17 protein-coding genes are annotated in these 23643 nt (G+C 65.2%); all 17 read left to right on the top strand.

What is annotated here, in order from left to right; all coding sequences use genetic code 11:
- A partial coding sequence (locus tag ACMO6A_RS11120; RefSeq protein ID WP_418471274.1) for a bifunctional ornithine acetyltransferase/N-acetylglutamate synthase occupies positions 1–741 on the top strand: 741 nt, incomplete at its 5' end.
- Positions 738–1724: an acetylglutamate kinase gene (argB, locus tag ACMO6A_RS11125; RefSeq protein ID WP_009305043.1), complete on the top strand. Its 987-nt coding sequence runs from the start codon at positions 738–740 to the stop codon at positions 1722–1724. The genes ACMO6A_RS11120 and argB, both read left to right, overlap by 4 nt.
- A 21-nt stretch (positions 1725–1745) precedes the next feature.
- Positions 1746–3017 (top strand): aminotransferase class III-fold pyridoxal phosphate-dependent enzyme, encoded by a 1272-nt coding sequence (locus ACMO6A_RS11130; protein WP_009608736.1) that lies wholly within the window; start codon positions 1746–1748, stop codon positions 3015–3017.
- A 361-nt stretch (positions 3018–3378) separates the two neighbouring features.
- Positions 3379–3807 carry an arginine repressor gene (locus ACMO6A_RS11135; RefSeq protein WP_418471275.1) on the top strand — a complete coding sequence of 143 codons (429 nt, stop codon included), beginning with the start codon at positions 3379–3381 and terminating at the stop codon, positions 3805–3807.
- A gap of 265 nt (positions 3808–4072) precedes the next feature.
- Positions 4073–5467 carry an argininosuccinate synthase gene (locus ACMO6A_RS11140; protein WP_009608767.1) on the top strand — a complete coding sequence of 465 codons (1395 nt, stop codon included), beginning with the start codon at positions 4073–4075 and terminating at the stop codon, positions 5465–5467.
- Positions 5468–5477: 10 nt separating this feature from the next.
- On the top strand, positions 5478–6872 hold the full coding sequence (gene argH / locus ACMO6A_RS11145) for an argininosuccinate lyase (RefSeq protein WP_009608754.1): 1395 nt from the start codon (positions 5478–5480) through the stop codon (positions 6870–6872).
- A gap of 281 nt (positions 6873–7153) precedes the next feature.
- Positions 7154–9418, top strand: coding sequence for a transglycosylase domain-containing protein (locus tag ACMO6A_RS11150; protein WP_418471276.1), 2265 nt, complete (start codon positions 7154–7156; stop codon positions 9416–9418).
- A 111-nt stretch (positions 9419–9529) separates the two neighbouring features.
- A complete protein-coding gene (locus ACMO6A_RS11155) occupies positions 9530–10036 on the top strand; it encodes a hypothetical protein (protein WP_035577226.1) in 507 nt (168 codons plus the stop codon).
- Between the two features lie 225 nt (positions 10037–10261).
- Positions 10262–10867 carry a hypothetical protein gene (locus tag ACMO6A_RS11160; protein WP_009305035.1) on the top strand — a complete coding sequence of 202 codons (606 nt, stop codon included), beginning with the start codon at positions 10262–10264 and terminating at the stop codon, positions 10865–10867.
- Between the two features lie 99 nt (positions 10868–10966).
- A complete protein-coding gene (locus tag ACMO6A_RS11165; RefSeq protein WP_009608769.1) occupies positions 10967–12052 on the top strand; it encodes an isocitrate/isopropylmalate dehydrogenase family protein in 1086 nt (361 codons plus the stop codon).
- 22 nt (positions 12053–12074) lie between these two features.
- Positions 12075–14738: an aconitate hydratase AcnA gene (gene acnA, locus ACMO6A_RS11170; protein ID WP_009608710.1), complete on the top strand. Its 2664-nt coding sequence runs from the start codon at positions 12075–12077 to the stop codon at positions 14736–14738.
- Positions 14739–14834: 96 nt separating this feature from the next.
- Positions 14835–16760, top strand: a complete 1926-nt coding sequence (locus ACMO6A_RS11175; RefSeq protein WP_009305032.1) for a hypothetical protein — start codon at positions 14835–14837, stop codon at positions 16758–16760.
- 248 nt (positions 16761–17008) lie between these two features.
- Positions 17009–17530, top strand: coding sequence for a 50S ribosomal protein L10 (gene rplJ / locus ACMO6A_RS11180; RefSeq protein ID WP_009305031.1), 522 nt, complete (start codon positions 17009–17011; stop codon positions 17528–17530).
- 90 nt (positions 17531–17620) lie between these two features.
- Positions 17621–17998 (top strand): 50S ribosomal protein L7/L12, encoded by a 378-nt coding sequence (rplL, locus tag ACMO6A_RS11185; protein WP_009305030.1) that lies wholly within the window; start codon positions 17621–17623, stop codon positions 17996–17998.
- A 190-nt stretch (positions 17999–18188) separates the two neighbouring features.
- A complete protein-coding gene (locus ACMO6A_RS11190; protein ID WP_418471277.1) occupies positions 18189–21287 on the top strand; it encodes a YgiQ family radical SAM protein in 3099 nt (1032 codons plus the stop codon).
- A gap of 105 nt (positions 21288–21392) precedes the next feature.
- Positions 21393–22799 (top strand): uracil-xanthine permease family protein, encoded by a 1407-nt coding sequence (locus tag ACMO6A_RS11195; protein WP_009305027.1) that lies wholly within the window; start codon positions 21393–21395, stop codon positions 22797–22799.
- 16 nt (positions 22800–22815) lie between these two features.
- Entirely contained in the window at positions 22816–23190 is a 375-nt protein-coding gene (locus tag ACMO6A_RS11200; protein ID WP_009305026.1) for a VOC family protein, read from the top strand.
- Positions 23191–23643 lie beyond the last annotated feature (453 nt).

Below are 23643 nucleotides of genomic sequence, written 5' to 3' on the forward strand. Positions count from 1 at the left end.
CCGCGCGACGGCACCGCCTACGACGCCTCCCCGTCCACGGTGGGCGGCATGTCGAAGGGCTCGGGCATGATCATGCCGACCATGGCCACGACGATCGCCGTCCTCACCACCGACGCGCCGGTGTCCGCGCCCGCCTTGCACAGGGCGCTCGTGCACGCCGTGAATCGCAGCTTCAACAAGGTGACGGTGGATTCCGACACGTCGACGAACGATTCCTGCTTCCTCTTCGCCAGCGGCGCCGCAGCACCTGCGGGCGCAAGCGCGTTCGATCCGGACGGCCCGGCCTTCGCCCGCTTCCAGGCGGCGCTCGTCGAGGTGTGCGAGACGCTGGCCCGCATGATGGCGGCTGACGGGGAAGGGGCCACGCGCCTGGTCACCGTGCATGTGACCGGTGCTGCCAACGACACCGACGCCGACCTGGCCGCGCGCGCCGTGGCGAACTCGCCGCTCGTGAAGACGGCCGTCTGCGGCCGCGACGCGAACTGGGGCCGCATCGCGGCGGCCATCGGCAAGTCGGGCGCGGTCTTCCGCCAGGAGGATGCGTCCATCGACATCATGGGTCTGCCGGTGTGCCGCGGCGGGCTTGCGCAAGCGTTCGACGAGGACGAGGCGCTGCGCCGTTTCGAGCAGCCCGAGATCGTCATCGACGTCGACCTCGGCGCAGGCGAGGCGAGGACCACGGTTTGGACATGCGATTTCACACACGAGTACATCACGATCAACGGAGACTATCGCTCATGAAGTACGCGAAGGACACCCGCCCGAAGGGCGTAGCGAACAAAGCGGCGGAGGTGCTGGTCGAAGCGCTTCCCTGGATCAAGAACATCACCGGCAAGACCGTCGTCATCAAGTACGGCGGCTCGGCCATGGTGGACGAGCAGCTGCGCGCCGACGTGATGAACGACATCGTGCTGCTGAAGATCGTCGGCGTGAATCCCGTCATCGTGCATGGCGGCGGCAAGGCCATCACCGAGGCCATGGATTTCCTGCAGCTTCCCGTGGAGTTCAAGGACGGTCAGCGCGTCACCACGCCCGAGGCCATGGACCTCGTGCGCACCGTGCTAATGGGTAAGGTGAACCAGGAGCTGGTGGAGGCCCTCAACGAGCACGGCAACTTCGCCGTGGGCGTCAGCGGCGCCGACGCGGGCGTCATCGTGGCCGAGCAGGCCAGCCCGGAGCTGGGACGCGTGGGCCGCATCACGCGCATCAACAGCCCGCTTCTGGACGACCTCGTTGCCGGCGATTACATCCCCGTCGTGGCGTCGGTGGCGCTGGGCGAGGACGGCGGCTTCTACAACGTGAACGCCGACATGGTGGCGGGCCACATCGCGGCCGCTATCGGCGCGCACAAGGTGGTGTTCCTCACCGATGTGGACGGCCTGTACGAGAACTTCGAGAACAAGGACTCGCTCATCTCGAACCTCACGCTGTTCGAGGCGCAGTACATGGTGGAGAACAACATCGTGTCCACCGGCATGATCCCGAAGCTGAAGTCGTGCATCCACGCGCTGGATTCGGGCGTGTTCCGCGCGCACATCATCAACGGCATCACCCCGCACTCGCTGCTGCTGGAGCTTCTGACCAGCACCGGCGTGGGCACCACGATGCACTCCACGGAGGAGTCGTGCACGTTCGACACCCATCCTTTGGGCAACTTCGCCTCCAAGTTGCTGGAGAATCGCCAGCATGCTGCCAGCGCGACGCCGAACAACAAGATCTTCTAAGCGAGCGAAAGAAGGACGACCATGGGTTTCATCGAGGAACAGCAGCTTGAATCCGCATACGTGATGGGCACGTACGCCCGCAAGCCGGTGGAGCTCGTGCGCGGGCGCGGCATGCAGGTGGAGGATTCGGAAGGCCGCACGTACCTCGACTTCGTGTCGGGCGTGGGCGCCGTGAGCCTGGGCCACTGCCATCCGGCGCTCGTGTCGGCTATCGAGGAGCAGGCGAGCACGCTCGTCCATGTGAGCAACTACTACTACATCGAGCATCGCGGCGAGGTGGCGCACCTCGTATCCGACTTGCTGAACGAGTGCGTCGACGAGGCCGAGCGCGAGCCGTGGCAGAGCTTCTTCGCGAACTCGGGCGCCGAGGCGAACGAATGCGCCTTCAAGCTGGCGCGACTGCACGCCAAGAAGCGCGCGATGGCTGCGGCCGAGGCCGCCGGCGCCGACGAGGACGGCGTGCGCGCCGCCGCAGCCGCCGCGCCGCGCCTCATCGTCACGCTCGACGCCAGCTTCCACGGGCGCACGCTGGCCACGCTGGCCGCTACGGCACAGCCCGCCAAGCAGGAGGCGTTCCAGCCCCTGCCCGACGGCTTCGTCCGCACGCCCATCAACGATATCAAGGCGCTCGAGTCGCTGTTCGCCTCGCAGGGCGACGGCATCTGCGCCGTCATGGTGGAATGCGTGCAGGGCGAGAGCGGCGTGCATCCGTGCGAGTCCGAGTTCCTGGCCGCGGTGCGTCGCCTTACCGCCGAGCGCGGCGCGCTGTTCATGTGCGACGAGATCCAATGCGGCATGTACCGCTGCGGCACGTATCCCTTCGGGTTCCAGCACTTCGGCGTCACGCCCGACGTGGTGACCATTGCCAAGGGCATCGCCTCGGGCTTCCCCATGGGCATGTGCGCTGCGCGCGCCCAGGTGGCGGCGTCGTTCGATCCAGGCGACCACGGCTCCACCTTCGGGGGCAGCTGCCTGGCCGTCGCGGCGGCCGAGGCCACCGTGCGGGCGCTGGCGGCCGAGGACGCCGCCGGCAACGCCGAGCGCACGGGCGCGTACCTGCGCGAGAAGCTGGCGGCGCTGCCGCAAGTGGAAGAGGTGCGCGGCCTGGGGCTCATGGTGGCCTGCGACCTCGCCGAGGGCGTGAGCGCCCCCGACGTGGTGCTGGCCGGCCTGGACGAGGGCCTCCTGCTCAACTTCACCGGCCCGCGCACGCTGCGCTTCCTGCCTCCGCTGGTGTGTTCGAAGGAGGACGTGGACGTGCTGGTGCAGAAGCTTGCGGCGCTGTTGTTCTGAAAGGGCGGCTGTCATCCTGAGCGAGGCGCCGTAGGCTGTCATCCTGGGCGAGGCGCGAAGCGCGGAGTCGAAGGATCCCGAGCGGCGACAGCAGGAAGTCTCACGGTTGGCACCTTGCGGGATCCTTCGACTTGCTCAGGATGACAGGGTCGCTGCGCTCGTTCAGGATAACGACTGCAAGGACGTTCGTCGAAAATCTTTCTGCACTTTTTGAAATTCTGGGGTCGGAACGCTCACGGATAGGGTACTATTTAATGCATATTTTCGTCGGGTCTTGCGCAATTCTGCATACCCCGCGAAGGTACTTGTGATCGGAACCGTATGTGATCGTTCTTGAACGGGAACAGAGAGTATCGAGGGCATGAGAAAACGTCAACAACGGCACGACATCATTCGCGACATCATTCGCGAACATAATGTCAAGACGCAGCGCGATCTCGCCAATCAGCTGCAGGTCGCTGGCTACGAATGCACTCAAGCCACGATCTCCCGCGACATCATGGACATGGGTCTGGTGAAGTCTCGTGAGGGCTATTACGTTCTCCCTGAGGAAATGCGGCTCCAGCGCATGGTATCCGAATTGGTTGAAGAGGTGCACGTGGCAGGCAACATGGTCGTAGTGAAGACGTTCTCCGGCGGAGCAGCCGGCGTCTCTGCTGCGCTCGACAAGGCCAGCCTGCGCGGAGCACTCGGCACGGTGGCCGGCGACAACACGATCATGATCGCGGCGGAGAGCCCTGAGGCTGCCGTCGAAGTCGAGCGCGCCATCGACCGACTGCGACGACGCTAGTCGTCGACTATATTTCTTGGCGGGGACGCTTTTCTCCCTGCACTCATCCCCACGCTTAGTACAAGCAACAGCGTCCGAGCCGCCCGGCTCTGATGCCTGTCACCACGAAAAGCCGTGGTGCGCACGACGACAGCCTTGCGCGGTGAGAACCGCGATGGGCGCGCGCATACCCCTACCGTCCGGCGAGCGCTGGGGGAGGCGCCTTCGCAGCCGCACCATGACCGGGCATCCCGACGACAACCGAACACGGGGGAAGGACCCTACCATGGCTCAGCAGCAGACTCAGCAAACCCAGCAGAAGGACAAAGCGGTACTGGCGTATTCCGGCGGACTGGATACGTCCGTGTGCATCAAGTGGCTCCAGGAGGAGAAGAACCTCGACGTTATCGCCGTGGTCGGCGACGTGGGACAGGAGCATGAGGGCCTTGAGAAGATCAAGCAGAAGGCGTTGAAAACCGGCGCCGTGGAATGCCTGGTCGTGGACATGCGCGACGTGTTCGCCCAGGACTTCCTGTCCAAGGCGCTGGCCGCCAACGCCCTGTACGAGAACAAGTACCCGCTCGTGTCCGCGCTGTCCCGGCCGCTGATCTCCAAGCACCTTGTGGACGCGGCGCACAAGTTCGGCGCGAAGTACATCGCGCACGGCTGCACGGGCAAAGGCAACGACCAGGTGCGCTTCGAGGCGAGCATCCTCATGCTTGATCCGGACATCGAGATTATCGCCCCGGTGCGCGAATGGGATCTGCACACCCGCTCCGAGGAGATGGAATGGGCTCAGGCGCACGGCATCGAGGTTCCCACCACGAAGAAGTCGCCGTACTCCATCGACGATAACCTGTGGGGCCGGGCCATCGAGTGCGGCGTCCTGGAGGATCCCTGGATGGAGCCGCCGACGGACATCTACACGATGACGGTCGATCCCACCGAAGCTCCCGACGAGCCGCAGTACGTGGAGCTCGAGTTCGCACGCGGTCTGCCGTACGCCATCGACGGGAGCCAGAAGAGCTTCCTCGGTATCATCTACGCGCTGAACGAGATCGCCGGCAAGCACGGCTACGGCCGCATCGACATGATCGAGAACCGGCTGGTGGGCGTGAAGAGCCGCGAGTGCTACGAGGTGCCGGGCGCGCTGTCGCTCATCCAGGCTCACAAGGCGCTGGAAGACCTGGTGCTGGAGCGCGAGGTGCTGCACTTCAAGCTGGGCATGGAGCAGGAGTGGGCGAAGTGCGTGTACAACGGCCAGTGGTTCTCGCCGCTCAAGGAAGCCGTCGACGCGTTCCTCGCCTCCACGCAGCGCTGTGTGGCCGGCACGGTGAAGCTCAAGTTCTACAAGGGCTCCTGCACCGTGGTGGGCCGCAAGAGCGCCTACTCCCTGTACGATTACGCGCTGGCCACCTACGACAAGGACGACTCGTTCGACCACGCGGCGGCCAAGGGCTTCATCCAGCTGCAAACGCTCTCTGCCAAGACGTGGGCCTCGAACCGTCGGCAGGAGGGCGCGCCGGCCGAGCTGTTCGACGCGCAGAAGAAGGTCGGACCGTTGACGAAGGGTGCGTACGAGGACGTGACGCCGGTGTGGAAGCAGGTGGCCGAGGCTGAGAACGCGGCGGTCGTCGAAGAAGCGGAAGCGGCCCTGCAGGGCGCTGCCGAGAAGGCTTAAGGGGGACGTCATGGCTTTGTGGTCGGGCAGATTCACCGAGAACGTGAGCGAGTTCACCCAACGCTTCGGCGCGTCGCTGCCGGTTGACAAGGCGCTGTACGCGCAGGACATAGCCGGGTCGCAGGCGCACGCGCGCATGCTGGCGTCGGCGGGCGTCATCGAGCCCGCCGATGCGGAGGCCATCGTCGAGGGGCTCGACCGCGTGAAGGCGCGCATCGAGGCGGGCGACTTCGCGTTCGACATCAACGACGAGGACATCCACATGTCGGTGGAGCGCGCGCTCATCGCCGACATCGGCGACGCCGGCGCGCGCCTGCACACCGGCCGCAGCCGCAACGACCAGGTGGCCACCGACACGCGCCTGTTCGCCAAGCAGCGCTGCGAGGACCTCATGGCGGCGAACGTGGCGCTGCGCCAGGCGCTCGTCCGGCAGGCCGAGGCGCACTTCGACGTCGTCCTGCCCGGCTACACCCATCTGCAGCACGCCCAGCCGGTGCTGTTCTCGCACCATATGCTGGCCTACGTGTGGATGCTCGCGCGCGACTTCGAGCGCCTGGCGGCCGCGCGCACGGCGGCCGACGCGAGCCCGCTGGGTTCGGCGGCGCTCGCGGGCACCACGTACCCGCTCGATCGGCAGATGGCGGCGGCCGAGCTGGGCTTCTCGCGGGTGATCCCGAACTCGCTGGACGCCGTGTCCGACCGCGACTTCCTGCTGGACCTGTCGTACGCGTGCAGCGTGTCGTGCATGCACCTGTCGCGGCTGTGCGAGGAGATCGTGCTGTGGTCCAGCTCGGAGTTCGGGTTCATCGAGCTGTCCGACGCGTTTTCCACGGGATCGTCCATCATGCCGCAGAAGAAGAACCCCGATTTCGCCGAACTTATCCGCGGCAAGACGGGCCGCGTGGTAGGCGACCTCGTGGCGCTGCTGGTCACCATGAAAGCGCTGCCGCTGGCTTACAACAAGGACTTGCAAGAGGACAAGGAAGGCGCCATCGACGCGGCCAAGACGCTGGAGGATTGCCTCGTGTGCGCGGCCGGCATGATCGAGACGATGCGCGTGGTGCCCGAGGCCATGACGGCGCAGGCGAAGAAGGGCTACCTGGCGGCCACCGACGTGGCCGACTACCTGGCTAAGAAGGGGATGCCGTTCAGGCGCGCCCACGAGGTGGTGGGGCACCTCGTGCTGGTATGCGAGCAGCGCGGCTGCGACTTGGACGACTTGACGCTGGCCGACTTCAAAGCCGAAAGCGACCTGTTCGAGGAGGACATCACGGCCTCGCTCGATCTGGAGAGCATCGTGGCGGCCCGCACCACCGAGGGCGGCACCGGGCACGCGGCCGTGCGCGCGCAGCTGGCGCTTGCGAAAGACGCCCTCGCGGCCGACGAGGCGGTGCTTGCGGGATAAGCGCAGCGCCTTTTGGCGCGGGGGCACCGCCTGAGGCCCGAGCGTCCTTCGCCGCGCCGATCGCACGCTGCGAGCGTCTCGAATCGGCGCGGCACGCGCGCAACGGACCGCAAGCGGGCTCCCGCGCCCGAGAAAAAAGCGCTGCACCCTGCTTGCATCAACCACGTTTTGAGCTCCCGACCGGGCGTTTTCCCGTGTGACCTTTTTCCAACGAACTTGTGTTGATTCATGGGGGCCTGTGCCCCGATGTTACAATGGGCGGAGTTTTTTGGAGGTGACACGTGGCTTCACGTTCTATAAAGAATAGGCCGGGGATCAAGAAAAAGCATCCTTCCATCGGCTTCCTTGCGGTGTTCACGGTCTTTTTGGCCGTGATCGTCGCCGGCTTCTCAGGCGTCTACGCCCTCGGTTCGTCGTGGATCGGCGACCTTGAGGACTACGACGTGCCCGATGCCGGCCAGCTCAACTCGTCGCTGCCGTCGATCATGCTGGCGTCGGACGGTACGGAGCTCGCCCGCTTCCAGGTCGAGTACCGCGACCCCGTCGAGCTCGACCAGATCAGCGAGTACGTGCGCGAGGGCTCCGTGGCTACCGAGGACGAGCGCTTCTACGAACACGGCGGTTTCGACCTCGCGGGCATCGCGCGCGCGGTGTACGTGAACCTCACCGGTTCCGGCAAGGAGGGCGCGTCCACCATCACGCAGCAGCTCGTGCGCAACACTATCCTGGCCGACGAGATGAACGATATCTCGTTCAAGCGCAAGGTGCGCGAGATGTATCTCTCCGTCAAGTTGGAGGAACAGTACTCCAAAGACGAAATCCTGCTCATGTACCTCAATACCATCAACTACGGTTCCGGCGCCTACGGCATCGAAGCCGCGTCGCAGCGCTACTTCTCGAAGCATGCAAGCGAGCTCACGCTGGCCGAGGCGGCCGCGCTCATCGGCATTCCGCAGTCGCCGACGTACAACAATCCCATCGACCATGAGGACAACTGCCTCGCGCGTCGCAACCTCGTGCTGGATCGCATGCTGACGAACGGCTACATCACCCAGGAAGAGCACGATGCCGCCCAGGCGGAGGGCATCGTGCTCAACACGACCGAGACCACGGTGGATGGCCTGGAGAAGTATCCTTACTTCAGCAGCTACGTGCGCGACCTGCTCATGGATCCCGACGGCGACTATCGTTATTCCGACGATGAGCTGTTCAAAGGCGGCCTGACCATCCAGACCACGCTGGACGTCGACTCCCAGGAGGCCGCCGAGGCCGCCATCAAGGAGAAGCGGGAGAGTCTCAATCCGGCGATCTACGGTGCGCTTGTGGCCATCGAGCCCGAAACGGGCTACATCAAGGCCATGGTGGGCGGCGAGGACGACGAGTGGGCTACTCAGAAGCTGAACCTGGCCACGGGCGAGCGCGGCGTTCCCAATCCGGGCCGTCCGTCCGGCTCCTCGTTCAAGGTGTTCACGCTCATCGCAGCGCTCGAAGCGGGCATCAGCCCGCAGACGATGGTGGACTGCTCGTCGCCGGCCACTATTCCCAATACCGAGTACGGCTCCACCATCCCTCCGCTGGAGAACATCAACAACTACAACTACGGCACCCGTTCCATTCAGCGCGCGTTCGCCGTGTCGTCCAACACGGGCTTCGTTCGCCTTGAGATGGCCGTGGGCATCGACAAGGTGATCAAGGTCGCCAAGGACATGGGCATCACCTCCGCGCTCAGCGCGAACCCGTCGCTCACGCTGGGCCAGTCGAACGTCACGATGCTCGACATGGCCAGCGCCTACGCTGTCATTGCGAACGGCGGCGTGCGCATTGATCCAACGCCCGTCCTCACCATCACCAACTCGAAGGGCGAGGTGATCGTCGACAACACCACGCCCGACACCTCGCTTTCGAAGACGCATCGCGAACAGGTCATATCGCCTGAAGTCGCCCACGCGGCCACCGAGGTCATGAAGAGCGTGGTGAACACCTCCGAGGGCACCGGACAGAAGGCCGCTCTGCCGAACGGCCAGGTGGTCGCGGCGAAGACGGGTACGAGCGAAAGCTACAAGGACATCACGTTCTGCGGCATCACGCCGCAGCTGGCCACCGCCATTTGGTTCGGCGATCCCAGCAACCAGGTGACCATCCCTACCAGCACGGGTGCGGACGACGTCTTCAGCCGCTTCATGAGCGCGGTGCTCGACGGCCAGCCGACCGAGCAGTTCCCGCAGGCGGCCGATCCCACGTACAAGAACTTCTCCGATCCGACCTACCATGTGGGAGGGTCCGCTAGCTCGTCGAACACCGACGACGAGAAGGATGACGAGAAGAAGAAGGACGCCGAGGACAAGGACGCCGACAAGGGCAAGGACGATCCTGCGCCGACGCCGACGCCGACGCCGACGCCTACTCCCACGCCGACGCCCACGCCCACGCCCGATCCGACTCCTACTCCAACCCCCGATCCGACGCCGAAGCCGGATCCCGATCCGACGCCCACTCCCACGCCGACGCCCGACCCCGGAGGCACGACGGACAAGCCGGCAAGCTAGGTTGCGGACCCGGAAACCGTTCCGATACGAACGCGTCGCATCCCCGGCGCGACGGCGGGCGAACCGCTACGATAGTTCAACGATGATTCGATGCAAGAGAGCAGGTACGACATGAAACATACGAGATTCGCCAAGGTGCTGGTCGCCATGTTCGCAGGCGTCTTGATGGTGGCGGCTCTGGGCGGATGCGCGCAGCAGGATACGGCGGCCGCGCAACAGCAATCCGAGAACCGTCAGTACATGACTCAGGTCAACCAAACTATGGACGACCTGAAGAGCCGTCTGGAGAGCTTTACCGATGCGGTATCGCGCGGCGACGTGGTGGGCATGCGCACGCAGGCCGACAACGCGTTCAAGGCTATCGACGACCTGAGCAACCTCAACGTCCCCGACGCCCTCAAGGATATCCAGAAGGAGTACGTCGACGGCACGGCCGATCTCAAGGACGCGCTGAACTCCTATATCGACCTGTATACGGAAATCGACAGCGCCACCGAGGAACAGCCCTTCGACTATTCCACGTACGATCAGCGCATCCAGGATATCAAGTCGAAGTACGACGAGGGCATCGGCAAGCTCCAGTCGGGCGACAACAAGGCCAGCGAGCTGCCGGAATAACCTCGACTGACACGCACACTGCTTTGAGCGGCGGCCCTTTCGGGCTGCCGCTTTCGCATTCGACCACGCTTGCGTCCGCTCAGTCGTATTGCCGGGTTTTCGGCTGCCGCCTATCGGTTTCGCTCATGTTAATTCTGCGCTTGCTGCGGGGGCGCTTGGTGGCCGAGGGTATAATGGAAAGGGAGAATACTATACATTTTCCCACATGAGGACGAGGAGCGAGCGGTGAGCGAAAAGACACAGGGAGCCAGGAACATCGCCGAAGAGGCATTCGGAAACGAACGCAAGTTCAAGCAGCTGGTGGGTGCGCTGTCGGGTCCGTCGAGGCGCGAGCGCCAGAACGCAGCAGCGGCGCTCTCCTTCTTTGCCAAGGATCATCCCGATTTGATGATCCCGTTCGGCGCTGCCGTCATCGACGCGCTGAATCGCCCCGAAGCCCAGACGCGCTGGGAGTGCCTCGATATCCTCACCACGATGGTCGACCACGATTCCCGCACGTGCGACAAAGCGGTTCCCGGAGCCGAAACCGCGTTGTTCGACGAGGAGAGCGGGCCGGTGCGTTTGGCAGCCATGCGGTTCCTCTGCAAGCTGGGCGCTACGACGGAGAACCGTTCTGAGCGTGTGTGGCCTCTCATCGACGAGGCTATCCAGTGCTACCATGGCGACCTGGAGTTCCAGGATATGCTGGTGTCGGTTATCGACTTCTCGGCGGGCAAGCTGGCACCTTCCGTAAAGAAAGAGCTGGGCGCGCGCATGGCCTTCGACGCCTCCAACGGCAAAGGGCCGCTCAAGCGCCGTGCGCAGCAAATCATCGACAACGTGCAGAACTAGCGCACGGCATTCCGACGAGCCTTCCGGGCTCGTTTCGTCGCGTCGGCCCAGAAGGCGGCGCAAAGGGGCATCGTTCGAACAATTGCAGAAGGAGAGAACATGGCATCGCATACCGTGGCCCTCGTACCCGGTGACGGCATCGGCCCGGAGACGTCGGCCGCCATGCAACGGGTGGTGGAGGCCAGCGGCGCCGATATCGTTTGGGATGTGGCCGAGGCGGGGGCGCATCTCGTGGAGGAGCACGGCACGCCGCTGCCTGCTTCTACCATCGAAGCGGTCAAGCGGAACAAGGTGGCCATCAAGGGACCCGTCGCCACGCCGGTGGGCACGGGATTCCGCAGCGTGAACGTGGCGTTGCGCCGGGAACTCGGTCTGTACGCGTGCCTGCGCCCCGTCCTGTCCATTCCGGGGGCGGGCGGCCGCTACGACGGCGTGGATATCGTCATCGTGCGCGAGAACTCCGAAGACCTGTACGCGGGCATCGAGTTTGAAGAGGGCTCCGAGGGCGCCCGCAAGCTGATCGCGCTGTGCGAGGAAGAGGGCGCGGGCGCTATCCGTCCCGATTCCGGCATCTCCGTCAAGCCGATCTCGAAGGCGGCGTCCGAACGGATCGTGCGTTTCGCGTTCGACTACGCGCGCAGGCACGGACGCCGCAAGGTGACCGCCGTGCACAAGGCGAACATCATGAAGCATACCGACGGCTTGTTTTTGCGCGCGGCGCGCGAGGTTGCCGCAGAGCGCGCCGAAGATGCGGCGTTCGAAGAGCGCATCGTCGACGCGTTCTGCATGAACATGGTTATGGATCCTGCGCTGTTCGACGTGGTCGTGTTCCCGAACCTCTACGGAGATATCGCCAGCGACCTGGCCGCAGGTCTCGTGGGAGGCCTCGGCATCGCGCCGGGCGCGAACATCGGCGACGAGTACGCCGTGTTCGAAGCGGTGCACGGCTCGGCGCCCGACATCGCGGGGCAAGACAAGGCCAACCCCACCGCCCAGATACTGTCGGCGGCCATGATGCTCGACCATCTGGGCGAAGCGGAGGCGGCCGAGCGCATCCGCCGCGCGGTGCGCGCCGTGTACGCGGAGGGCGCGCACCTGACCGCCGACATTCGCAAGGCCACCGGCTCGTCCAAGCCGGCGGCAAGCTGCACGGAATTCACCGATGCCCTGATCGCGGCATTCTAAAACGTTGGAGTAAGGAGAACCTATGAGCCAAGAGAACAGCCGATTCGCTTCGACGCTGAACGTGAACGGCACGACGTACGCCTACTATCCGGTCTCGGCCGTCGCCGGCTCGGAGCAGCTGCCGTACTCGCTGACGGTGCTGCTGGAGAACGTGCTGCGCAACGCCGAAACGCCGGAGGCGGCCGAGGAGCTGGCCGCGCGCATCGTGGAAGCGGGGCGCGCGGGCGTCGTGGGCAGCGAGATCGAGTTCTCGCCGGCGCGCGTGCTGTTCCAGGATTTCACGGGCGTGCCCGTGTTCGTGGACTTCGCCGTGATGCGCGAGGCCTGCGCTCAGCTGGGCGGCGACCCGACGAAGATCAACCCGCAGATTCCCTGCGACCTCGTGATCGACCATTCGGTCATCGCCGACGTCGCCGGCTGCGCGGGCGCGCTCGCGCAGAACATGGAGCTGGAGTTCTCGCGCAACAAGGAGCGCTACGACTTCTTGAAGTGGTCGCAGGAATCGTTCGAGAACGTGCGCATCGTGCCCCCCGGAGCGGGCATCTGCCACCAGCTGAACATCGAGCAGTTCGCCCACGTGACCATGACCGCCGACGGCGCGCCCGGCGAGCCGCCGACGGCGTACTTCGACACGCTGGTGGGCACCGACAGCCACACGCCCACGGCCAACGGCATCGGCGTGCTGGGCTGGGGCGTGGGCGGCATCGAGGCCGAAGCGGCCGCGCTCGGCCAGCCCATCACCACGCTCGTGCCGAAGGTGGTGGGCGTGCGCCTGACGGGCGAGCTGGGCGAGGGCGTGGCAGCCATGGACGTGGCGCTGTCGTTCGCGCAGATGCTGCGCGCGAAGGGCGTGGTGGGCTGCTTCGTGGAGTGCTTCGGCCCGGGCCTCGACGCGCTCAGCGCCACGCAGCGCACGTGCATCTCCAACATGACGCCCGAGTACGGCAGCACCTGCACGCTGTTCCCGGTGGACGAGCAGACGCTGACGTACCTGCGTCTGACCGGCCGCAGCGAGCAGCAGGTGGCGCTCGTGGAAGCCTACGCCAAGGCGCAGGGCTTCTGGAACGACGCGGACGCGCCCGCGCGCACCTACGCCGAGGTGATCGAGTTCGACCTGGGCTCCGTGGAGCGCTCGCTGGCCGGCCCGTCGCGCCCGCACGACCGCATCCCGCTGGCCGAGGCGCAGGAGCGCTTCCGCGCCGTGTGCGACGAGCGCGGCCTCGACCTGTCCAAGCACGTGGCGGTCGATCTCGACGGCGAAGCGTGCGAGCTGACCCACGGCGCGCTGGCCATCGCGGCGGTGACCAGCTGCACGACGGCTACCGACCCCTCGATGATGCTGGCCGCGGGCCTCGTTGCGAAGAAGGCTGCCGACGCCGGCCTCAAGCCCCAGCCTTGGGTGAAGTGCGTGCTGGCTCCGGGCAGCAAGGCCACCGAGCTTCTGCTGGAGCGCGCCGGGCTGCTGGACGGGCTGCGGGCGCTGGGCTTCTACACGTGCGGCTTCGGCTGCATGAGCTGCATCGGCAACTCGGGTCCCATCCTGGACGAGCTGCACGAGGTGGCCGAGGACATCGAGCTGGCCAGCGTGCTGTCGGGCAACCGCAACTTCGAGGGTCGCATCTCGCCCGACGTGTCGCAGAACTACCTGGCGGCTCCCGCCGCGGTCATCGCCTACGCGCTGGCGGGCACCATGGACGCGGACCTCGAGCACGACGCGCTGGGAACGCGTCCCGACGGCACCCCGGTGCTCTTGGCCGACATCTGGCCCAGCGACGAGGAGATCGCCGCGCTGGTGGCCCAGCATGTGGACTGCTCCCTGTACGAGGAGGGCACGCGCGGCCTGTACGACGGCGATGCGGCCTGGGCCGCGCTGGGCAGCGAACCCAGCGACACGTTCAGCTGGGACGACGCGTCCACCTACGTGCGCCGCGCCCCGTACTTCGACGGCATGGAGCGCGAGCCCTCCGCGCCGAAGCCCGTTGAGGCCGCTCGCGCGCTGGCGCTGCTGGGCGACTTCATCACCACCGACCACATCTCGCCGGCGGGTTCCATTGCCGCCGACTCGCCCGCGGCCCGCTACCTGGAGGAGCGCGGCGTGGCTCCGGCCGACTTCAACACCTACGGCGCGCGCCGCGGCAACCACGAGGTGATGATGCGCGGCACCTTCGCCAACGTGAAGCTGCAGAACAAGCTGGCCGAGGGGAAGAAGGGCGGCTGGACGCGCGACTTCGCCACCGGCGAGGTGCGCCCGCTGTTCGACGCGGCCATGGACTACGAGGCTGCGGAAACGCCGCTCGTGGTGGTGGCCGGCAAGATGTACGGCAGCGGCTCGTCGCGCGACTGGGCGGCGAAGGGCCCGGCGCTTCTGGGCATCCGCGCCGCGTTCGCCGAGAGCTTCGAGCGTATCCATCGGTCGAACCTCATCGGCATGGGCATCCTGCCGCTGCAGTTCCAAGAGGGCGAGAGCGCCGAGAGCCTGGGACTGGACGGTTCGGAGCTGTACACGGTGGCGCCCATCGACTTCTCGCAGGGGCTGCCCGAGCCGCGCGTGGTGGACGTGACCGCCGAGCGCGCGGACGGCCAGACGACGACGTTCCGGGCGACCGTCCGCGTGGACACGCCCACCGAGGGCCGCTACTACCAGCACGGCGGCATCCTGCCGTTCGTGCTGCGCAGCCTTTTGTAAAGAAGAGGTAACGTCGGCGCCCGATTGCGAAGAGCGGTCGGGCGCTTTGTCGTATACTGGATACTTTAACTATCGGTACGCTTGGGAAGGGATGCCGTGAAACAGACATCCGGATTCGATGCGCTGATCGAAGCGCTCAAACAATCAGGGGTAAACGTGGACGGTCGGTTCGATGCCGACCATGAAGCGCCGTCGGGCGGGGCAGGACGCGCCGGAGGCGGGGGAGGCGGCGCTCAGCCGCCGCACGTGAACGTGGAGATCCCGTTCGCCGACCGCATGGCCTCGTGGGGCAAGCGCGCGCTCATCGTGGCCGCCATCGTCATCATCCTCGTGGGTCTCGCGGCCTACTGGTGGTTCCATCCGCCCATCAACATCCACTCGACCGACACGTGGATGTTCGTGGCCGTGTTCATCCTGCTGCCGTTGTTCCTGCTGTTCTGGAGCAAGTCGCACAGCTACAAGAACGGCACGGGCAAGGTCGAGCCGAACGAGGGCAAGGCGAAGGCCTTCAAGTGGGCGTCGTGCCTGCCGGTGCTGGTGGCCGTCGTCGGCGTGCTGGGCGCCGTGGCGTCGCTGTCGATCTTCCCGGGCAACGCGGCGAAGTACGCCAACGTGTTGCAGACGGTGGAGGAGACGTTCGCCGACGACATCAAAGAGGTGAACTACTCGGAGATCCCCGTCATCGACCGCAGCTCGGCCATTTTGCTGGGCAACCGCGAGATGGGCTCCATCCCCGAGTACGTCAGCCAGTTCGAGATCTCGCCTTTGTACAGCCAGATCAACTATCAGAGCGCGCCGGTGCGCGTGAGTCCGCTGGGCTACGCCGACCTGTTTAAGTGGTTCACGAACCGCGAGGGCGGCATCCCGGCGTACGCCCTGGTGAACATGACCACGCAGGACGCCGAGATCGTCAAGCTGGGCGACAGCCCCATCTACTACTCGGAGTCCGAGCCGCTCGTGCGCAACATCGACCGTCACGTGCAGCTGAGCTATCCGTTCTACATGTTCGACCAGAAGTCGTTCGAGATCGACGACGACGGCCATCCGTGGTGGATATGCCCGGTGCAGACGCGCACCATCGGCCTGTTCGGCGGCACCACCATCAAGCGCGTGGTCATGGTGGACGCCACTACGGGCGAGACGCAGGACCTGGCTATCGAAGACGTGCCGCAATGGGTCGACCACGCCTATCCCACCGACCTGCTGCTTGAGCAGTACAACTGGTCGGGCAAGTACAAGGACGGCTGGCTGAACTCCGTGCTGGGCCAGCGCAACGTCGTGCAGACCACGCCGGGCACCGACGGCAACCTGGGGTACAACTACATCGCCAAGGACGACGACGTGTGGGTGTACACGGGCGTCACCTCGGCCACGGCGGACAACTCCATCGTGGGCTTCGTGCTGATCAACCAGCGCACGGCCGAGTCGCACTTCTACTCGGTGTCGGGCGCGACCGAGGACTCGGCGATGCAGTCGGCCGAGGGCCAGGTGCAGAACCTGCGCTACCGCGCCACGTTCCCGCTGTTGATCAACGTGTCCGGACAGCCGACGTACTTCATGGCGCTCAAGGACGACGCGGGACTGGTGAAGCAGTTCGCCATGCTGGACATCCAACGCTACCAGAACGTGGCCGTGGGCAACACGGTGGCCGAGTGCCAGAAAGCCTACCAGGCGCTGCTGGCCACGAACGGCGTGCTGGCCGATTCGAACGTGGGCACCGGCTCGCTTGAGGCGCAAGGCACGATCAGCCACATCGCGCAGGCGGTGGTGGAAGGCAACTCGCACTTCTACGTGACGCTCGAGGGCGACAAGGGCATCTACGACTTCGCGTTGCCCGGCCTCATCGAGATCGTCGGGTACAAGGAAGGCGACGCCATCGCGTTCAAGTACGTGGAAGCCGAGCCGACGAGCCCCGTCGAGGAGATCATCGGCAACACGAAGACGAACATCGGCGAGAAGGCGGCCGAGGAAACCACGAAGCAGGCCGAGGATACGGCCGACGCCAAGGGCGACGCGGCGTAAGGAAAACGCTTGACATTCGTTTTGGGCGGGGTACAATAAGCAAGTTGTTTAGTTCGTTCCGCTGCCCAAGACAGCTGGCACCGCAAGGTTTAATCGCAGAGATGCGGCCCGCCGAGGTGGTTCTGATAAGTTTCGCGCTTTGACGACCCCTGCTGTCACGAGACGGCGGGGGTCGTTTCTTGTTTTCAAGCGACGATTCCCACCCGCGAGGGGCGGAACCCGAGTTTGAAAAGAAGGAGGTGTACTACATGCCCAACGTGAAGAATCAAGAGACGCTGGTCAAGATCAAGGAAGATCTCGATGGCGTTTCCGCCATGTGGGTCGTGGACTACTGCGGTCTTACCGTGAAGGACATCCAGGCCCTGCGCACGGCTATTCGCGAATCCGGTGCGAGCCTGAAGGTGTACAAGAACACGCTCATGCACATCGCCCTGGAGGAGTCGAACCTGCCCACGCTCGACGACATGCTTGCCGGCCCGAGCGCGTTCGTGTTCGCCGGCAACGACGTCGCCGCGGCCGCCAAGGCCGTGAAGACGTTCGCCAAGGCCAACAAGAACCTTGAGATCAAGGGTGGCCTGATGGAAGGCGAGCAGGTGTCCGCCGCTCAGGTGGAGGCCATCGCGTCGCTGCCGTCCCGCGAAGAGCTGCTGGCCCAGATCGCCGGCGCCATTTCCGGTGTCGCCCGCGGCCTCGCTGTTGCCCTCAACGGCGTTCCCAGCGGTCTCGCTCAGGTCACGAAGGCCGTGGCCGATCAGAAGGAAGCTGCTTAAACGCAGTGCTGGCAGCGTGATGAACGCTGCCTAAACCGAACGTTACACATACCGGTCGGGGAGACCCGGCCACTTTGAAAGGAAACTAACATGGCTGTTACTCGCGAAGAGATCATCGAGGCCCTCAAGGAGATGTCCCTGCTCGAGGCGTCCGAACTGGTGAAGGACATCGAGGAGACGTTTGGCGTTTCCGCCGCCGCTCCCGTGGCCGTGGCCGCTGCCGCTCCGGCCGAGGGTGGCGCTGCCGCCGAGGAGAAGACCGACTTCGACGTCGTGCTCGAGGGCTTCGGCGACAACAAGATCGCCGTCATCAAGGTCGTCCGTGAGATCACGGGCCTGGGCCTGAAGGAAGCCAAGGAGGCCGTCGAGGGCGCTCCGAAGGCCATCCAGGAGGGTGTGAACAAGGAGAAGGCCGAGGAGATCAAGGCCAAGCTCGAGGAAGCCGGCGCGGCCGTCACCCTCAAGTAACTTCCGCTTCGTTGGTCTTACGACCGTCGAACATGCTTGTAGAAGAGACCCCCAGATCCTGGGGGTCTCTTAACGTCTGACGGCATTCGAGAGCGGGTTTCGTCTTACTGACGGAATGGCAACGAAACGGATTCTGGGGAATACGCGCGCTTATAGTGGTGGCAAACGCAAACGGAAAAGAAGGTCGCTAATGCAAACCGGTTACTTCAACGCTGCTTGGCAGGATATCAAGAACACGCCGGGGTGGTTCGGCAAGCTCATTCTGCTGTCGTTGCTCAGCTTCGTGCCCATCTTCGGCTGGCTGGTCGTGCTGGGTTACCTGTACGGATGGGCGCGCGACATCGCATGGGACGTGCACGGTCCCATGCCGAAGCGCATCTTCGGCAACGAGGACGGCAAGCTGTACAGCCGCGGCTTCTTCGCGATGGTCATCGGCTTCGTGTTCATGCTGGCTCCGTGGGTGCTGGAAGCGGTATGGGGCGGCGTCATGGGCCTGGGTACCGCATGGTCGGGCGGCAGGCACGGCGGCGTGTTTCTGTTCGTCGGACTGTCGACGATGGTATTCTCGCTGCTCATCATTGCGGCGGCGTTTTTCGCGACGCTGTTCTCATGGGTGGGTTCCATGCGCATGAGCATATACGGCCGCCTGGCCGCGGGGTTCCAGTTCGGTAAGATCTGGGCCATGATCCGTCACGATTTCGGCGGCTTGCTGCGCATTCTCGGCATGGCCCTCCTGCTGGCCATCGCCATCGGCATCGTCGCATCCGTCCTCATATTCGTTCTCGTGTTTATCGGACTGTTCGTCGGCTTCGCGATGACTGGCGGCAACCTGAACATCCAATCGGCGCATCCCGGTGCCGCCGTCTGGGCCATCGTGTTCGCCACGGGCGGCGTCGTTCTCGTGCTCGCAGTCCTGTGCGGTGTTCTGAGCGCGGGCATGTACGTGTTCGTTGAGATGATGATCGTGCGTGCGCTGGGGTACTGGACGCGTCAGTTCGACGTGCCGGCTTGGCGCGGCCAGGACACCCCATGCCGTTCGAGCTGGCGGGAGCGGCGGGCTGCCCGCCTTCTCAGCAGCCGCCGCATGTGCCGCCCGCCGGTCAACCGCCCATGCAGGGCTGAATCCCTCTCGTTGTTGTGCGATTTTGGGCCGTCGAAGCGTTGTGCTTCGACGGCCCGTTCGTTTAAGGTAGACTCGAATCGCATACTAAACGGGAGGGTTGGTGCCATGAAAGCGGCGTTTCTGCCGGTAACGCGCGAGGAGATGCTCGAACGCGGCTGGGATCGGGTCGATTTCGTATACGTGTCGGGCGACGCCTACGTCGATCATCCTTCGTTCGGCATGGCCATCATCACGCGTCTGCTGGAGGCGAACGGCTACAAGGTGGGCGTCATCGCGCAGCCCGATTGGAACGATCCGGAAAGCGTCGCCGTGTTCGGCGAGCCGCGGTTGGCCTTCCTCGTATCGGCCGGCAACATGGACTCGATGGTGAACCACTACACGGTGGCGAAGAAGCGTCGACGCAGCGACGCGTACTCGCCGGGCGGTGAGGCGGGCCGGCGTCCGAACCACGCTGCCGTGGTGTACGGCAACCTGATCAGGCGCACGTTCAAGAAGACTCCGCTCATTCTGGGCGGCATCGAGGCCAGCCTGCGGCGGCTTTCGCACTACGACTACTGGTCGGACAAGCTGAAGCGCTCCATCCTGCTGGATTCGGGGGCCGACCTCGTGTCGTACGGCATGGGGGAGCATTCCATCATCGAGATCGCCGACGCGTTGAACGCGGGGCTGGCCATCGAGGACCTCACGTTCATCGACGGCACGGTGTACCGCGCCGCGTCGCTCGAGCACGTGTACGACGCGGTGACGTTGCCGTCGTTTCCCGCCATGCAGGATGACAAGCTGGAGTACGCGCGCAGCTTCGCCGTGCAGTACGAGAACAGCGATCCCTTCACTGGCAAGCGCCTCGTGGAGCCGTATTCCGACCACGAGTTCGTCGTGCAGAACCCTCCCGCCGCGCCGCTTACGCAAAGCGAGATGGACGCCGTGTACCGACTGCCGTACGCGCGCACGTACCACCCGATGTACGAGGCGGCCGGCGGCGTGCCCGCCATCAGCGAGGTGAAGTTCAGCCTGACCAGCAACCGCGGCTGCTTCGGGGAGTGCTCGTTCTGCGCGCTCACGTTCCACCAGGGTCGCATCGTGCAGACGCGCAGCCACGACTCGCTGGTGGACGAGGCGCGGGCCATCGTCGAGGAGCCCGACTTCAAGGGCTACATCCACGACGTGGGCGGCCCCACGGCGAACTTCCGCGCGCCCGCCTGCGCCAAGCAGCTGAAGGCGGGCGCGTGCCCGCACAAGCGCTGCCTGTACCCCGAGCCCTGCAAGCAGCTGAGGGCCGACCACTCCGACTACCTGGGTCTGCTGCGCCGGCTGCGCAAGCTGCCGGGCGTGAAGAAGGTGTTCGTGCGCTCGGGCATCCGGTTCGACTACGTGCTGGCCGATCGCGAGCACGGCGACGCGTTCTTGAACGAGCTGTGCGCCCACCACGTCAGCGGCCAGCTGAAGGTGGCGCCCGAGCACGTGTCGGATGCCGTGCTGTCGGTGATGGGCAAGCCGCGCAACCTGGTGTACCAGCGCTTCGCGCAGCGCTACGAGCAGGTCAACCGCCAGCTGGGCATGAAGCAGTTCCTGGTGCCGTACCTCATGTCGTCGCATCCGGGCTCCACGCTGGACGAGGCCGTCGAGCTGGCTGAGTACTGCCGCGATCTCGGCTACATGCCCGAGCAGGTGCAGGACTTCTATCCCACGCCCTCCACGATGTCCACGGCCATGTACTACACGGGCGTGGATCCGCGCACCATGCAGCCGGTGTACGTGCCGAAGAGCCCGCACGAGAAGGCGCTGCAGCGCGCGCTCATCCAATATCGCGATCCGAAGAACCGCGATCTGGTGCTGGAGGCGCTACGCCGCGCCGGGCGCATGGATCTGGTGGGTTATGGCCCGAAATGCCTGCTGAGACCCCAAGGCGAGGGCGGCGGCAAGGAGCGCAAGCCGGCGGCAAGCGGCAAGGGCGCCCGCACGAGAGCCGACGTGCGCGCGAAGGCGCAGTCGAAGCCGAACGACTCGGGCAAGGCGCCGTCGAAAGCGCGGCCGAGCGGGCCGGGAAAGGCTCGGCCGAAGCCGAAGCCTTCGACCGGAAAGACCTCCTCGCAAGGCGGAGGGCGGTCGGGCAAGTCGGCGGGGGAACGCCGTCCCGGGAAAAGTAAGGGGACTCGTCGGCATTGATGCCGCACGGCGGGCCGTGTTGTGGCAAAATACTACCGGTCGGTCCGCGTGCTCCAGGGGTCGGACGGGCCATCAGCCGAAGGCTCGACAGACAAGGGGTATCACGTGAGCGAGAGCAAATCGACGCCGACGATGGGGGCTCAAGACAGCCCGGAAGCGATCTACGACGCACGAAAGCTCGGCAAGCCGAAGATGGCGGTGTTCGGGCTGCAGCACATGTTCGCCATGTTCGGCGCCACCATCCTGGTGCCGACGCTGACCGGCCTGTCCGTTTCCGCGACGCTGTTGTTCGCGGGCCTGGGCACGCTGCTGTTCCATTTCGTCTCGAAGGGCAAAGTGCCCGCGTTCCTGGGCTCGTCGTTCGCGTTCATCGCGGGCTATGCGGCCATCGCGCCGAACGGCGAGGCCGATCTGCTGCCGTACGCCTGCCTGGGCGTGGCGTGCGCGGGCCTTCTGTACCTCGTGTTGTCGGCGCTGTTCAAAGTGTTCGGCGCCACGCGGGTCATGCGTTTCTTTCCGCCCGTGGTCACCGGGCCCATCGTCATCTCCATCGGGCTCATCCTGGCCAGCTCGGCCATCACGAACGCGTCCACGAACTGGCCCATCGCATTGGTGGCCATCGCCATCATCGTCATCGCCAACATCTGGGGCAAGGGCATGGTCAAGATCATTCCCATCCTCTTGGGCGTGATCGGAGCGTACCTCGTGGCTGCGGTCTCGGGACAGGTGGACTTTACGGGCGTGGCCGAGGCGGCGTGGATCGGCTTGCCGTTCGCCTGGGATCAGACGGTGTTTTCGATCGTCGGTGCGAACTTCGATGCAGGGCTGGCCATCACGGCCGTCATCACCATCATGCCGCTGGCGTTCGCCACGATGATCGAGCATATCGGCGACGTGTCGGCCATCAGCTCGACCTGCAACCGCAACTACATCGCCGAACCCGGCCTGCATCGCACGCTGCTGGGCGACGGCCTGGCCACCATCCTCGCGTCGCTGTTCGGCGCCCCTGCCAACACCACCTACGGCGAGAACACGGGTGTGCTGGCGCTGACCAGGGTGTTCGATCCGCGCGTCATCCGCATCGCGGCCTGCTTCGCCATCGCGTTCTCGTTCTGCCCGAAGTTCGCGGCCGTCATCGCGGCCATGCCGGCCTGCGTCATCGGCGGCGTGTCGCTCGTGCTGTACGGCATGATTTCGGCCGTGGGCATCCGCAACCTCGTGGAGAACCACGTCGACTTCATGAAGAGCCGCAACGTGCTGATCACCGCGCTGATCCTGGTGCTGTCGCTGGGCATCGCCTATAGCGCTGCCGGGGCCATCGTGGTGCCGGTGGGCGGCATCGTCATCTCTCTGTCGGGTCTGGCGGTGGGCTCGGTGGTGGGCATCGTGCTGAACATGATCCTGCCCGGCCACGAGGACGTTGCCGGCATGGAGGCTGCGGAAGACGAGGAGATGGACGGCCCGTTGCCGTTGGAGGGCAATCTCGAAGAGCTGAGCACGCAGAACGGCTAGAGAAAAGGAGCATGCTATGATCGACCACGTGAGCATCAAGGTGAAGGACGTCGAGCAGGCGAAGGCGTTTTACGAGGCCGCGCTCGCCCCGCTGGGGTATGCGCGCGGCATCGAGTATCCCGGCGGCATGCAGCTTCTGGTGGAGGGCGAGCCGGGCGACGTGTGGGTGGCGCCGCTGCCCGAGGGCGCCGAGGCCGTCCCGACGCATGTCGCGCTGCGCGCCGCCGATGCCGCTGCCGTGGATGCGTTCTACGAGGCGGCGCTGGCCGCCGGCGGCACGGACAACGGGGCGCCCGGCCCGCGCGATTACCATCCGGGCTACTACGCGGCGTTCGTGCACGACCCCGAAGGCAACAACATCGAGGCCGTCATTCACGACTGGGCCGAGTAGTCGCTGTCGGCGCCGCGCCGTGTCGCGCTGTGCCGCGCCGCAGGTTGCAAGTCGTCGATCCAGGTGACGACAGGGAAGGGCCGCGTCCGAGAGGGGCGCGGCCCTTTTTTCGTGCGCGCCGGGCGGCCCCGTGGGGCGGGGCGGCGTTCGGCGGCGGAGGGCGCGGTCGGCTGAGATGTGAAGGAAATGTATGCCTTGGCTAACTCGTATTGCGTCGTGACGATTGTTAGCTTAATATAACTTCCATCGAAAGCGAAGCGATCGAGCGAGCGGATCCCAAGCGGATAAGCTGTGGTTCCTCGATCATTGCAAGGCTTTCGATCACGATTCTGCTTACCCGGCGGCGGAAGCTCCTCTCGTCTGGCTATCCGTCGCGCTTGCAAGCGGAGGGAACCCCCTTTCCCTCCGCTTTTTCATTTGGCGCGAAGAAGCGCTGCGAGCGAGCCCCCCCTC

The organism is Eggerthella sp., assembly GCF_048329335.1.
Classification (GTDB): domain Bacteria; phylum Actinomycetota; class Coriobacteriia; order Coriobacteriales; family Eggerthellaceae; genus Eggerthella; species Eggerthella lenta.